Origin of the sequence: Mesorhizobium sp. WSM2240, from assembly GCF_040438645.1 — a bacterium.
GTDB lineage: Bacteria > Pseudomonadota > Alphaproteobacteria > Rhizobiales > Rhizobiaceae > Allomesorhizobium.
This window is the reverse complement of record NZ_CP159256.1, coordinates 323,290-337,250: the sequence shown is the minus strand read 5'-3', so window position 1 is coordinate 337,250 and position 13,961 is coordinate 323,290. Positions and strand designations below refer to the sequence as shown.

Annotated in this window: 9 protein-coding genes and 1 pseudogene; 7 read left to right on the top strand and 3 right to left on the bottom strand. The window is 61.7% G+C overall.

Annotated features, from left to right (window positions below; translation table 11 throughout):
- Window positions 1–29 precede the first annotated feature (29 nt).
- A complete protein-coding gene (locus ABVK50_RS31300; RefSeq protein WP_353646814.1) occupies window positions 30–3,710 on the top strand; it encodes a PAS-domain containing protein in 3,681 nt (1,226 codons plus the stop codon).
- A gap of 58 nt (window positions 3,711–3,768) precedes the next feature.
- On the top strand, window positions 3,769–4,491 hold the full coding sequence (locus ABVK50_RS31295; RefSeq protein WP_353646813.1) for a response regulator transcription factor: 723 nt from the start codon (window positions 3,769–3,771) through the stop codon (window positions 4,489–4,491).
- 272 nt (window positions 4,492–4,763) lie between these two features.
- On the opposite strand, the gene ABVK50_RS31290 is transcribed toward ABVK50_RS31295, so the two are convergent.
- Together ABVK50_RS31290 and ABVK50_RS31285 are read right to left on the bottom strand one after the other, a co-directional pair.
- Complete coding sequence (locus ABVK50_RS31290; RefSeq protein ID WP_353646812.1) at window positions 4,764–6,470, bottom strand: tetratricopeptide repeat protein; 1,707 nt, start codon at window positions 6,468–6,470, stop codon at window positions 4,764–4,766.
- A gap of 4 nt (window positions 6,471–6,474) precedes the next feature.
- The gene (locus ABVK50_RS31285) at window positions 6,475–6,642 is read right to left on the bottom strand and encodes a DUF1127 domain-containing protein (RefSeq protein ID WP_353646897.1); all 168 of its coding nucleotides are present in this window, start codon (window positions 6,640–6,642) and stop codon (window positions 6,475–6,477) included.
- Between the two features lie 477 nt (window positions 6,643–7,119).
- On the opposite strand from ABVK50_RS31285, the gene ABVK50_RS31280 reads away from it, so the two are divergent.
- The 5 genes and pseudogenes from ABVK50_RS31280 to ABVK50_RS31260 form a co-directional block, all read left to right on the top strand.
- The gene (locus tag ABVK50_RS31280) at window positions 7,120–8,496 is read left to right on the top strand and encodes an FAD-binding protein (RefSeq protein ID WP_353646811.1); all 1,377 of its coding nucleotides are present in this window, start codon (window positions 7,120–7,122) and stop codon (window positions 8,494–8,496) included.
- Window positions 8,497–8,728: 232 nt separating this feature from the next.
- Window positions 8,729–9,559, top strand: a complete 831-nt coding sequence (locus tag ABVK50_RS31275; RefSeq protein ID WP_353646810.1) for an alpha/beta hydrolase — start codon at window positions 8,729–8,731, stop codon at window positions 9,557–9,559.
- Between the two features lie 34 nt (window positions 9,560–9,593).
- Window positions 9,594–9,860 (top strand): hypothetical protein, encoded by a 267-nt coding sequence (locus tag ABVK50_RS31270; RefSeq protein ID WP_353646809.1) that lies wholly within the window; start codon window positions 9,594–9,596, stop codon window positions 9,858–9,860.
- Between the two features lie 217 nt (window positions 9,861–10,077).
- Window positions 10,078–11,808: a hypothetical protein gene (locus ABVK50_RS31265; protein WP_353646808.1), complete on the top strand. Its 1,731-nt coding sequence runs from the start codon at window positions 10,078–10,080 to the stop codon at window positions 11,806–11,808.
- Between the two features lie 240 nt (window positions 11,809–12,048).
- Window positions 12,049–12,266 (top strand): annotated as a pseudogene (locus tag ABVK50_RS31260) (IS91 family transposase); the annotation flags it as partial.
- 23 nt (window positions 12,267–12,289) lie between these two features.
- Here ABVK50_RS31260 and ABVK50_RS31255 read toward each other — a convergent pair.
- A complete protein-coding gene (locus tag ABVK50_RS31255) occupies window positions 12,290–13,903 on the bottom strand; it encodes an NAD(P)/FAD-dependent oxidoreductase (protein ID WP_353646807.1) in 1,614 nt (537 codons plus the stop codon).
- Window positions 13,904–13,961: the final 58 nt, after the last annotated feature.

The window sequence follows — 13,961 nt, the reverse complement described above, 5'->3', positions numbered from 1 at the left end:
GACTACGCGCGCGTAAAGGGGAAACGAATATGCAGCCTAATCCCATCGCGTCCACGCAAACAGGCTATGCCCTTTTTGACGCCGACAATGTTCTCGTGGACGGCAATCCGGAGATATTTGGAGGCCCCCGGCTCCATCACGAAGCGATCGAGCGGCTGGATGCCGTCGTTGCGGAAGCCCTCACATGTCTCAGAAGTTTCGATGGCCGGCCGATCGAGCCTGGCGATGCATTCGCCGAACGCGCCGCGGCGCGCTGGAAACAAACCGATAAGACGCCGGTCGAAGCGGAAACGCTGGACGGACAGTGGAAACTGCTCACGGCACATCCCAGGCCGGACGGTGGCGTTGCCCTGGTCAGCGTCGACATCACCGACATGAAGCGAGCGCAGACCGCGCACCATGAAAACGCGGAGATATTCCGCTGCATCACCGACAGTCATCCGCTGCCCGTTTGGGTGGTGGACGAGGAAAGCGGGCAAATCTTCTATGAAAGCCTGGATGCGTCAAACCTGCTTGGCCGTAAATGGGCGCCGAACGAACCGCAATTCCTGACGGATCATTTTGTGAATCCGGGCGAATTCGATGAAATCGGTTCGCTGGCCAGCAAAAGTGAGCTTGTGCGGGATCACGAAATCCAGCTCAGAAGCACAGGCGGCTCGACCGCCTGGTGCTCGACAAACTGCCGTCGCGCTGTCTATCGCGGGCTCCCTGCGCTGGTCATCGGCGTATTGGACATCACCGAGCGGAAAAGGCGCGAGGACCTGTTCGGTTTCCTGATCAAGCATCACCCGTTGCCGGTATGGATGAACGACGCGAGTTCGGGGGAACTGATACACCAGAGCAATGCTGCCGAACGGCTGCTTGGATGGAACAAAAAAGCGCAGAGCGAGACGGTGCGGCTCGGCGACTACTTTGTCGACCCCGAGAAGCACCGAGAGATCAACCGGGAGCTCTTGCAAAACGGCGTCGTCGAAAATTGCGAGGCGCTGCTGAGAAGAGCCGACGGCCAGGAATTCTGGGCAATGGGCAACCTCAGGGTTGTCGATTTCCAGGGCCGGCGAGTGGTTTTGGCGGGCATCGCCGATGTTACAAAGCAAAGGCAACGCGACGGTGAAGTCGCGGTCGCGCGGGAGATGCTCGCAAATGCCGTTGAATCATTGTCGGAAGGATTCGCGCTTTATGACGAAGATCATCGGCTGGTCATGTGCAACAGCCTTTACCGCGAGCTGAACCACTCGGTGCGGGATCTCGTCGAGCCAGGCGTGGAGTGGGCCAAACTCCTCCGCGAATCTGCCAAGCGGGGCGTGTACCGCAACGCGATTGGACGGGAGGAGGAATGGCTTGAAGAGCGAATGCAGAACCGGATCGGGTTCCACTCGCATTTCGAAGTTCCGCTTACCGACGGCAAATGGCATTCGGTATCGATACATCCCACCGATCTTGGCGGATTCGTCGTTACTCGCGCCGACATCAGCGCGCGCAAGAAGGCCGAGGCTGTCGAGCGCGACGCCACGGCGCTGCTGCAAAGAGTGCTCGATGCCTGCCCTTCGCCGATACACATGACCACGATCGAAGGAGAAACGCTCTACCGCAACCCTGCCACCAAGGATCTCTACGGAGACCGCCCGCAAATCACCGACCACTATGTCGACCCCGAATACAGCAGAATATTGGTCCAGACCCTGATGGAGAGGGGAAGAATCGACGATTTTCGGGTCCAGCAGTACGACACCGGGAACAAGGTCTTCTGGGGTTCCGTTTCCGCTCGCTTGATCGAGTTCCAGGGACGGCAGGTGATCGTGTCCAACACGACGAACATCACCGACATGATCGCCGCCCAGGAAGAAACGCGCAAAGCCAACGAGCGGCTGATCGACGCGATCGAATCTCTGGCCGAAGGATTTGCCCTTTACGACAAGCACGATTGCCTGGTGCTGGCCAACAGCAGGTACAGACAGATGCATGCCATAAGCGCGGATGTACTCGTTCCCGGCGTGAACTGGTTCGAGTTCCTCCGCGTGACCGCGGAGCGCAACCAGTTTCCGGTCCCTCGAGACAAGATCGATGAATGGCTGGCCGAAAGGGCAAGGGATCGCCGCGAGTTCCGGCAGCAGGAGTTCCGTCACACGGACGGCGGCTGGTTCTTCGTCTCGAATTGTCCGACCCGTGAAGGCGGGTTCGTAGTCACCCGTGTCGACATCACAGAACGCAAGCGGGCCGAGGAGGCTGCCAAAGAAGCGGACGCGCTGGTCCGCAAGGTGCTCGAAGCTTGCCCGGTCAACATCCAGATGACCCGCGCGCATGACGGGAAGCTGCTCTACCGCAGCCCCGCCACCATTGAACTGCTGGGCGAAGTCGCCAGCGCCGTCGACTACTATGTCGATCCTTCGGAGCGGAAGCGATATGTCCAGCGGCTGCTCGCGAAGGGACTGGTCGACGATTTCGAAACCCAGCTCAAACGCAAGGATGGTGGAACCTGCTGGTGTTCGATTTCTTCCCGGCTGATCGATTTCCACGGCGAGAGGGTCATCGTTTCCCACACCTACGATCTTACCGACCGCATCGAAATGCAGCAGGAACTCGAGCGGCAGCGCGAGACGCTGCACCAGAACGAGAAATTGTCCGCGCTCGGAGGATTGCTGGCGGGCGTCGCGCACGAGTTGAACAACCCGCTCTCGGCGGTGCTGGGGCTGTCGCTGCTGTTGAAGGAAACAACAACCGACGTCAAGACGGCCGAACGCGCCGACAAGATAAGCAAGGCGGCCGAACGTTGCGCCAGGATCGTCAAGACTTTTCTGGCCATGGCCAGACAGCAGCCAACGCGGACCTCCAACGTTGCAATCGACGACATCATTTCCGAGGCGGTCGAGGTGGCGAGCTATTCGATCAGATCGTCGGACATCGGGCTTTCAGTTCATCTTGAACCTGGCCTGCCCCCGATCTGGGCGGACCCCGACCAGCTTGGTCAGGTGCTGATCAATCTGCTTGTCAACGCCGAGCAGGCGCTGCACGGCTGGGAAGGTCGAAGGACGATAACGATTTCGACGCGACTTCACCCGAGGACCGGCAACGTGGTCGTCAGCGTGGCCGATACCGGTCCGGGAATTCCCAAGGAAATACTTCCCCGCATTTTTGAACCGTTCTTCACGACGAAAGAGATTGGAGCCGGGACTGGGATCGGACTGTCCTTCTGCCACCGGATTGTTCAATCGCATGGAGGAACCATCGAGGTGGAGTCATCCGAAGGCGGCGGCTCGACCTTCATACTTTCGCTGCCTGCTTCGGAAAGGATCGACGAACACGCCGAAATCGTCGCTGACGAGCTTCCGAATTCGACGGGTGTTGCCTGTCTGGTAGTCGATGATGAAGAGGAAGTGGGTGACCTGATCGGCGAGGTGCTCAGGCGAGATGGTTTCCAGGTCACCATTGCCAGATCTGGCGAAGAGGCATTGCGGCAACTCGAGAATCGTACGTTCGCGCTGATTCTAAGCGACCTAAAAATGCCGAACATGGATGGACGCGGATTGTTCAACCGCATTGCCAATCTCCATCCAGCCGAACTCGACAGGCTGGCCTTCCTAACAGGGGACACAATCAGCCCGGACGCGCAGGTTTTCCTGCGCGCCACGAAACGGCCGTATCTTGAGAAGCCGATCAAACCAGCCGAGCTCCGGTCGTTTGTTTTCAAGATGGTCAACAACAATACTTGACAGCTCCGTTGATTTGCATGTCACTTCAGGGGAGGCTTTCCATTAGGCTATTTGCTCGGTGGTCGATACTTTGACGACGCGCGCGCACGTTGTTGTCTGTGATGACGAACCTGATATCCGTGACATGGTGGCGGAATATCTGGAGCGTCATGGTTATGCCGTGACACCAGCCAACGCGGGTCCTGCCCTGCGTGAACTCGTTGATAGTCAGCACGTCGACGTGGTCATATTGGATATCGGAATGCCGGGTGAGGATGGCCTCTCCCTGGCGCGATATCTACGCGAGCACTCAGACGTTGCCATTATCATGCTCACCGGCTCCGCGGAGATCGTCGACCGCGTGGTCGGACTGGAGGTCGGCGCCGACGACTATATTGCAAAGCCCGTGGACTTGCGGGAGCTGCTGGCGCGGGTGAAGGCCGTGCTGCGCAGGACGTCGGCTAACGAAAGAGCTGCGGAGAAGACGAGCAGCCCAAGCCGTCGCCACGTGCAGTTCGGCAAGTGCCGCTTCGACCCGGAGGCACACACATTATACGACGCCGAGGGGGTCGAAATAGCGATCACCGCGATGGAGTTCCGGCTTCTGAAGGTATTCAGCGAACACCGCGGACGAATACTCAACCGCGATCAACTGCTAGAACTAGCCCATGACCGCGGATGGGATCCCTTCGATCGGAGCATCGACATTCGCGTTTCGCGGCTGCGGAAGAAAATTGAGGTCGATCCCTCCAAGCCGGAGGTGATCAGGACGATCCGCGGCATGGGTTATCTCTACTCTTGAGCACGCCGCCGCTCGGTCGACGCAGCCGGCCAGCCTTCGCGACTTCCGTATCACGACTTTGTGGCTCCAGGGCGATGCAGTTGCTCAACCTTTCGATTTCCGGGATCCACGCTGCGTTGCTCTGCGCTTCTACAAAAAGGTCTGGGCGCTGCAAGGCAGGGGCGTGCAGGCCCAAGCATGTCTGCTCGATATGATCCGTGCCGCAGCCGCCGGGGTGGCGAGGCTGCGGCACGTTTCTGAGCCGAGGACAAGGCCGGCACGTTGAGTGCTGGTCAGAGCAGTTCGATGCCGAGAAAATCCGGCGCTCCCACCCAGGCGGCCTTGAAGCGCGCATCCATCTCTTCGGCGTCGGCTGCCCTGCCGGTCCTGCGGAAAACCTCGCGCAGGCCCCACAACGCCCAGGCGTTGTTTGGGGTCTGCTCCAGGACATGCTCGAAGGCCGCCACGGCCGCCTCATGCTCGCCCATGGCCATGTACACCGCCCCTAGGGTCTGTCGGACCGGATAATACCAGTAGGCCGGCTCCATATAGGCGAGGCCGTCCTCGATGGCGACCGCCGCCTCCAGCTTGCTCCGAGATTCCGTGAGATTGCCCTGGTGCTGGGCGATGCGGGCCTCGACGATCAGCGCGCCCAGTTCCAGGAGATCCGGCGCGGGAAGGCCTCCGGCCATCTCAACCGAAAAATCGGTTTCGGTGGCGAGTTTGCGGATCGCGGCGATCTCTGCGCCGGCCGCATCGTTCGCTCCCGTCGCGGCAAAGGCGATGCCGCGCGCGTATCGCCACGTCGCCTCGACATAGGGCAGAGCGTTCGCCGGCGCCGGCAGCGCGAGTATGACCTTGGGATCGCTGTACTGGGCGTGGGCAAAATAGCTGGCCGCCTTGATCGGCTGCAACCCTCCCACCTTGCTGGCCATGGCGTTGGAGACCAGCGAATCGAGCTTTTTGGTGGCCTCGGCGATTGCCTCGACGTCGCCCGCCATCTGTGCGGAGGTCATCAGGAAATGCAGGTTGTGCGGATAGTAGCCGTCGGTGTAGACGCCGGGCGTGGTCTCCGGCTGGACGCCGACGCGCTCGAAATAGGCCTCGTCCGCGGCCACCGCCTTGCGGTTGATCTCCAGGCTATCCACCCACCGCCCAACCTTGTGATAGATGTGCGAGGGCATGTGCACGATGTGGCCGGCGCCGGGCATGAGGGCGGCGAGGCGGTCGGCGAAGGGCTCGGCCGTCTCCGGCGCCATGGATGCCTCGACGGCATGGATATAGAGGTGAATCGCTCCGACATGATCCGGATTGCGCGCCAGCACCCGCTCCAGTGAGGCCACAAGCCTGATCGTGTCCGGCCTTGGCGTTGCTCCGCCGTCAAGCCAGTAATCCCAGGGCATCAGGTTCATCAGCGCGTCGGCGTAGAGCGTTGCGATCTCGTCGTCCTGCGGATTGCGTTCGACTACCTTCGCCATCGCCGCGGCATAGGACTGGTTAAGGGCGCTTTGGTCGGCCGAGGAGTCGGCGCTGTAGCGCTTGGCGAGAGCGTCGATGAGGTCCTTTTCGCGGCTTGAGACGTGTTCCGCGAGCCGGCGCGCTTTAGCGGCGGCTTCGGCGGCTTTCGCAGCCGCTTCCGGCCCCATGCCGGCATTGATGTTGGGCCCGAGGACGTAAGCCTCGCCCCAAAAACACATGGCGCAGGTCGGGTCCAGCTTCTGCGCCGTCTGAAAGGCGCGCTGCGCCTCGGCGTGGTTGAACGCCCATGCCCAGCGCAGGCCCTGATCGAAATAGGCCTGAGCCAGCGGGTTGGCCGTCGTGACCGGATAGGAGTGGCTGCCGAGGTTCTCAAACAGCGGGACGTCGGTCGCGGCCTTTTCAACCGCTGCCGCCGCCTCGGCTTGGCCGTGCGGAAGGCCCGAGTCATGGGCATTGGCCGCAGACGCCAGAACGGCGGCGAGGCTCGTGCAGGCCAAAAGGTGGAACAAGGAACGTTTCATGGTTTCAGCCCGCCTTGTCTTCATGGCCGGGTTTCAGGCCGCGGACCACCGCATCGATCTCCGACCGGCTGATCCCGATATCTTTGAGGAGAGCATCCTCCATTGCCGCGAGGGTCCGTTCCGCCAGGCGACGGGCCCGGTAGCTCCGGAAAGAGCGGTAAGCCGCTCGCATTCTTGGCGTTAGCGAAGACATTGCAGTACTCCATTGATTAAGGCTGCTTCGAACAAACGGTGCTGTTTGATTTAAGCCATCCTTGTTTCAGCCGTTTTTCCGCAACGCCGGCGAATTGTTTCGTTTGTTTCACAGCTGACACAGCCGGCTGAAGGATCGTCAGCTCTGTTCTGGATGCTCCTCCGCCTAGGTTTCCCGGCGTTTCAGTTCCCAGGGAGCGGTGTGCTCACAATGCGCCGGCCAGCCACAAACTGCCGCCTATCGTCCCCGTCGAGCGCGCCTCTGAAACAAACGAAACACTCCCACAGCACTAGCGAAAAACGTCTGAAATGAAAGCGGAGTATGACAAGAAGAGCCGCGCTGATGCGGCAGATTCAACCGGCGAAACGCGAATGTCCAGAGCCCATGGCGGACAATCTGGTCTTGGCCGAGGTGTCGACGCGTCTTGCTTCAAAAGCTGAGGGTGCAAAAATGCATATGTCAATTACTTCGAACGATCTCCCCGATCGACTCCGCGCAAGCCTCATTGACCGAAGTCATCCGGCCTATGAAGAGGCTCGCGCGCTCTACAACGCCATGATCGACAAGCGGCCGCGCTGGATCGTCCCTTGCGCCGAGGTCGCCGACGTCGTCGCGGCCGTCAATCATGCCCGAGAGAAGCATTTGCTTCTTGCCATTTGCGGCGGCGGCCACAACGGTCCGGGCTTCGGCAGTTGCGACGGCGGCATGGTCATCGACATGTCGCCGATGAAACGGATCGATATCGATCCCACAACGCGCAGGGTCCTCGTCGAAGCCGGTTGCACCCAAGGCGACGTCGACCGCGCCACGAGCGTTCATGGGCTGGCGGTGCCGGCCGGCCTCGTCTCGACCACGGGCATCGCCGGACTGACTCTGGGAGGCGGCACCGGCCATCTCACGCGCAAACACGGCCTCACCATCGACAATCTGCTTGCGGCCGAGATCGTGCTGGCCGACGGCAGCGTCGTGACGGCAAACGAGAAGGAACACCCGGAGCTATTCTGGGGGCTGCGCGGCGGCGGCGGCAACTTCGGCGTCGTGACGCGCTTCACATTTCGGGCGCATCCGGCGAAGGATGTCTATGCCGGGCCGATCTTCTACGACATTGCACATGCCGCAGAGATCATGCGCTGGTACCGCGCCTTCCTGCCCGGAGCGCCGCGGGAGCTTGGGATGTTCTTCGGCATCAAGACGGTGCCTTCCTGCGATCCGTTCCCTCGCGAAATCTGGGGAAGGCGCATCTGTGCGCTGGTCAGCTGCTACAACGGCGCGGAGGAGGACGGCATCCAGGCGATGCAGCCCGCGCGCGACACGCTTCCCAAGCCGCTGATGGACGGCATGATGCAGATGCCCTTCGTCGATCTGCAGGCGCTGTTCGATCCGCTGCTGCCGAAGGGCCTGCAGTGGTACTGGAAGGGAGATTATGTCGACGAGCTGTCCGATGCGGCCATCGCCGCTCATGCCGAGCACGGCTCGAAAAGCCCGAGCGAGCTGTCGCTGATGCATCTCTATCCCATCGACGGAGCGGCTCAGGAGGTCGCTCCGGACGCCACCGCCTGGAACGCGCGGCGCGCGCGGTGGTCAATGGTCATCGCCGGCATTGATCCCGACCCGAGGAAGGCGCCTGAGCTGAGGCGCTGGGCTAGCGAGTATTGGGCAGCGGTGCACAAGCACAACCCGCATGGCGGCGCATACATCAACTTTATGATGGATGATGAGGGCGAAGCGCGCGTGCGTGCCGCCTATGGCGCCAACTATGAGCGGCTCGTCGCGGTCAAGCGCAAATACGATCCGGCGAATCTCTTCCGGGTTAACCACAACATCCGGCCCTAAGCCGGAGCTGAACCTGTCCGCCCTTGGATCGCGCCGGGGCGGATAGACCTGTGGCACGCGAAAGCCCGCGTCCCGTGGGCTATCGTGGCTTCCGCCCGCTGCTGCCCAACGCCAACGTGCTCGGCGGCTGCTGCGGCACGGACCAAGGCACATCGAGCAGATCTGCATCAACTGCCTGGAAGCGGCCTGAAAGCATTCGGGCCGGGGCACACCACAGCCAAGGACAATAGTCATGAACGGAAATTTGAGATCATATACCGTCGCACTCGAGAACGGTCTTTCGGTCCCGTGCGTGGAGCACGGAGATCCCGCTGCAACGCCGCTGCTCCTCCTGCACGGCATCACCGATAGCTGGCGTTCATTCGAACCCGTGCTATCGAAGTTTCCGGCTTCGATCCGCGCCATCGCGTTCACGCAAAGGGGACACGGGGAGGCAGCTAAACCCGCTGGCGGCTTCGCGCCAACGGATTTTGCTTCTGATGCCGTGGGGCTTATGGATAGGCTTGGCATAAGCCGCGCGGTTATCGCTGGCCATTCGATGGGCAGCTTCATCGCCCAGCGGATCGCAATCGATCATCCCGAACGAGTCGCGGGACTGGTACTTATGGGCTCGTTTCCGTCCGGCGCGGACAACGCCGCCCTGGACGAGCTTTGGCGGGAGGGCGTTTCGCAACTTGAAGATCCGGTGGGAAGGGATTTAGCATTTGAATTCCAAAGCAGCACACTTGCGCAACCGATTCCGAGTGCGCTTCTTGAAACCTTTGTTGGCGAGAGCCTCAAGACTCCCGCTCATGTCTGGAAGAAAGCACTGCGTGGATTGATTGATAGCGACAATACTCCCGAGCTTGCACTGATCGAGGCGCGAACGCTCGTAGCGTGGGGTGCAAAAGATGCATTCTTTTCGCGCTCGGATCAGGATGTACTCCTCGCCGGGATCGGGTGTGCCGAGTTGTTGATCTATGACCGGGCCGGCCATGCATTCCATTGGGAGGAGCCCGCTCGCTTCGCCCATGATATCGCGACCTTCGTCGAGACTTGCACACTGTCCCGAACGGCCGCGTAACCGCGAACTGACGCCCGCCACTACAGGAACTCCAATGTCATACCGACTGACCGCCCTGCGCCCCGTGTCAGGATCCGCTCCGCCCAGGCGCGAGGAGGCGGGCGAGATCGCCCGCCTCCTCCTTATCTCTGCCAACGGGCTGGCAGCCAAATATCTAGAGCCAACTGTCGCGGAGGTCATGAAATGGCGCGAGCGTGAGCTCCAGATGGTCACCGGCAACGTCTGCTTCCAGGCGTTGCCGGCGCTGTTCTCTACGGCTGGAATGGGGCGCGTAGCGGTAGTTTCCGTCCCCCCAAGTTGAGCCGTTCAGAGATTCTACCGCTCAGATGTCCGCAACTGACCTCGAGTCGAGCATCTGATGGAGGCGCCAGAGTCCCCAAAGGCGGACGATCGACAGCTTTGAGGTGAGGGTGACGAGATTCGTCAACGGGCGGATCCCGAAAGACGGCACCGACCCGAGGCTTTATCATTTTTTGAGTACTGCGCGGTAAGGTCCGCGTATGTGGTTGAAGACCTACTTGATCATCACCGGCATCGGCGCGTTCGTGGCGCTGACAATGCCATGGCTGGTCATCATCGGCAGTTTCCTGATCATCCCGGGGCTCATCCTCGCGTTGATGCCAACGGCCTTCATGTATGGCGTCGCCTTCGCGCTTTTCCGCATGCTGCTCGGAAGTTTCGTTTCAGGGGTTCCTCTGACCGTCATCTCGGGCGCCGCGACGCTGGCACTGTTCTGGACCATCCCCCAGCCGGGCCTCACCTGGGCGAGGGGCATGCTGGCCAGCTTGAAGGAGCCGGACATTCAGGCGAGCGCACCGATTGCGCTCAAGGGGGACATTCTGCTCGTCCGCCCGTTCGAGGGCCGTTGCGATGCATTGTGCGCGGCCTTGCTCAAGACCCCGGGCATCACTTCGGTCCGCGTCCAGACCCCTCGCGGCCATTCCAATACCTATCGCATCGTGCCGGACTCGACACCCGGCAAACGAAGCACCCTCATCGGGCATGGCCTACTGGAAGTGCGGCGCTACGATGCCTCCGATCCGCTCGCCCCTCAGCGCGCGCTGGAAGCCGAATGGAACCTGATGATGTCAGAGGGCAAGGCGCTGCTGCAAAGCGACGACGCCCCCGAACCCGACTTCACCATTGTGATCGAGGACGGCCCTGCCGTGCCCGATGCCAAGCCCAAGCCCCGATGGGGACGGGTGGATTGGTCGCTCGAACCGTCCGCACCCCACCGCAAGGCGCTCACCATCACTGACGCCGGTGAACAGGTGCTGCTGCGGCAGTCGATCCTGTCGATCTTTGCCCCGGCGGCGCCGTTGCTGATCGGGACTTCGGGCGGAATCGAGAACTTCCGGTTCGGCTGGGCGCGTCGACGGCTCGGTGACGGAAGCATGTACGACGAGGTTCCGGTCAACCGGCTGCTACTCGATCACACCAGTGTTTCGCGCGGAGTGGATATGGAGGCGGCGAAAACGAGAACGCGCGAGGAGCTTGCCAGAGCGCTCGACGATCCGCGCAAGCCGGTGAGCGATCCCGCGTTCTTGCTCGCCAATCAGTGGATGGACTCGTTCCGCGCGAACGACCAGCCGCTCGGCGAGAGCGACCGGCGTCTGCTGGTTCGCATCTTGGAGGACCCGCGGGTGCGATCCTCAGACGGGCTGTGGGCGATCATCAAACAAGTCAATGGCGACTGTGCCGATCTGCGGCGGCTCGCCGCTCGCCGCTACCTCGCGGCCACCGACAAGAAGGAGGCGCGCCACTGGATCAATGCCCTGGCCGGCCTCCCTGAGGGCGCCTACGCCGATCCTCTGCCGGAAGAGCGCGCGATTCTCGCCGATCCGGCGGTCAGCCGCTTTGCCACCGGCCTGATCAAGCGCCAAGGCGACCGCGGCGTCGATGCCGTGCCCGATCTGTTGCGGCTGCTGCGCGAGTACTCCGTCTACGATCCGGGCAAGTATGGCTTCAGCGACCTGACCGCGGCTACCGATGCCGTGCGAAGCGGCTTTCGCCGCATTGGCCCTGCTGCCTCTTTCGCGCGGCCTGAGATCGAGCAGCTCCTGGCTTCGCCGGGTCTGGAGTACCGCTACAAGACGCTCGGCCAGGAAGAATGGGACACGCTGCTGGTCGTCCTCGGGAAGCCTGTCGAAACGCTTACCAAGCCGGAAAACCGAAGTGGTACCGACGCGAGGTACCGCGAGCGCGTCGCTCAACGGGCCGCCAGGCCTTACGATCCGCGTCGGGATTGATCGCCGAACGGAAAGAAGAGTCTTGGCGGCGGGGCTAAGTCCAGCGACAGGATGATGACGGACTGGCCCTTTCGAGGCGTCGCATGGTCTGAATGTCCGGATCGTATTCATTGTCGATCAACAGCTGCCATTCCGCTTTCCACCCAGATGGAGCCATATATAGCTGTTCCAGTTTGGGGCCGGGGAACGAACCGCTGCGCGGGAAGACGTCTGCGGTTGAGGTAGAGGGCACAGGCCCGGTTGCCGCGCGGCTTCCATCGCATCCGTCACTACGGCCTGCTTGCCGCTCCGCCCGCAAGGCCAGCCTCGCAATCGCCCGCGAACTGCTGAACGTCGCCGGGCCGCCCGCTGACGACACACCCAGCGAACCGGAGGACTTCCGGCTGCCGTGCGCCTGCTGCGGCGGACGCATCGAGGTGTTCGAACGCTGGAGGAAGCCGCGCGGACGCCTGTATTGAGGTGTTACTGAGTTCCGAAAGCATCATGCGAGTGCCTCAAGTTGCTTGTCCATCGTCGGCGGGAACCAATTCGTCTCGACACCGAGATCGGCAAGAACGATCTGCGCGGCGTTGTAGCCTGGAAGCCCTGTCACGTTTCCGCCGGGATGGGAGGCCGAACCGCACACGTAAAGGCCGTCGAGATGCGTGCGGTAATTGCCCGCTCCGGCGAAGGGCCGGCCATCGAAATATTGGCCGTTGGTGAAGGCGCCGCCGAGCGTGTCGCCTTCCCCCAAATTCGGCAACTCGCGCGCGGTATCGCGCGGGCTGCGGGTGAACCAGCGCTCGACATCGGTGGCCAGATTGGGAGCGTAGTGGATCCACTGGTCGAGCATCTGCCGCCCGACCTCGTCCTTGTACCGGTCCCAATTGTCCGGATTGCCATAGAGGTGATAAGGCACCTTCTGCCAAACGAAAGCCGTATGCTTTCCGGGTGGGGCCTGGGTCGGATCATGCCGCGTCAGGCAGGAGCCGTAGAGGATCGGCCCGGGGGGCATGATCCCGCGCTCGTGACACTCGAACATCGTCTGAAAGGTCTGAAGGTCGTCGATACCCATGATGACCATGAAGCAATCGTTGGCAGAAGGCACCTTGCGGGCAGCGAGATAGTCGGGCGGCGCCTTGAGCTTTAGGTGCAGCGACATCAAAGGGGCGACAAGATTGAACTTGAAGCCGCGCGCCTTCTCCTGCCACGCCTCCGGCACGACTTCCGGATCGAGGAACTCGAGGAAGGTCTGCGCGGGATTAAGCGACGAGGCGACGAATTTCCGGGCGCGGATTGTCCGGCCGTCCATCGTCTCGATGCCGGCCGCCCGTCCGTTCTCGACGACGATGCGCCTGATCTCGGTGTTGAGCATGATATCGCCGCCCGCTTCGCGAACGGCAGCAGCGATCGCCTTGGCAAGCCGCGCAGTCCCGCCCTTGGGCATCTGCGCCTTTGCGGGAGAGGCCAGAAGCATGGCGATGTGATGCCCGAAGCCCTTCACCCGCATATCCACTTCGCGCAGGCCGTTGAAGAAGATGAGACCGGCCTGCACGACGGGATGCTCGAACTCGCGCTGCACGAACTCGAGAGGCGATAATTGCGCCACCTCCAGTACCCTCTGGCCCGCCTTCGTCCTTGACAGCAGCGCGCGCCGCCGCTCAGCCGGCAACGGCGGCGAGGCCAGTTCGGGTCGGAGGATCTTCTGCACGATGGGAACGAACTCCTCGTACCACCGCCGCAGGGTGTCGGCATCATTCCTGCTGAACCGGGCGACAGATTCATAGGTCTTCTCGAAATCGGTCCACCACTGCAAGACGTCATGGTCCCTAGTCATGAGAGCGACGTTCATCTCGGGCTCGATCATGGTGAGTCCGTGCCGTTCAAGCTCGAGATCCCGGTACCAGGCAAGAGAGGTGACGGCCCGGCAGAAGACCGCGTGGGTGTTGTGCAGATAGCCCGGAAACTCGGGCTCCTCTTCGGTGGTCAGGCCGCCGCCGAAGAGCGGCCGTCGGTCGATCGACAGCACCTTCAACCCCGCCTTGCAGAGATAGGCCTGAGCGATCATGCCGTTGTGACCAGCCCCGAGAATAATGCCGTCGTAGGTCTCGTCCATGCTGATCCTCCCGGAGGCATCCCAACGATTCAGAAGGTTCGTGAATGCCATGAGAAAC

Bases quoted from the DNA above. Each gene is read 5' to 3' on its own strand.
- ABVK50_RS31270 (WP_353646809.1), top strand. From the start codon at position 9,594: ATGTCATACCGACTGACCGCCCTGCGCCCCGTGTCAGGATCCGCTCCG.
- ABVK50_RS31290 (WP_353646812.1), bottom strand. From the start codon at position 6,470: ATGAAACGTTCCTTGTTCCACCTTTTGGCCTGCACGAGCCTCGCCGCC.
- ABVK50_RS31285 (WP_353646897.1), bottom strand. From the start codon at position 6,642: ATGCGAGCGGCTTACCGCTCTTTCCGGAGCTACCGGGCCCGTCGCCTG.
- ABVK50_RS31300 (WP_353646814.1), top strand. From the start codon at position 30: ATGCAGCCTAATCCCATCGCGTCCACGCAAACAGGCTATGCCCTTTTT.
- ABVK50_RS31275 (WP_353646810.1), top strand. From the start codon at position 8,729: ATGAACGGAAATTTGAGATCATATACCGTCGCACTCGAGAACGGTCTT.
- ABVK50_RS31280 (WP_353646811.1), top strand. From the start codon at position 7,120: ATGTCAATTACTTCGAACGATCTCCCCGATCGACTCCGCGCAAGCCTC.
- ABVK50_RS31255 (WP_353646807.1), bottom strand. From the start codon at position 13,903: ATGGACGAGACCTACGACGGCATTATTCTCGGGGCTGGTCACAACGGC.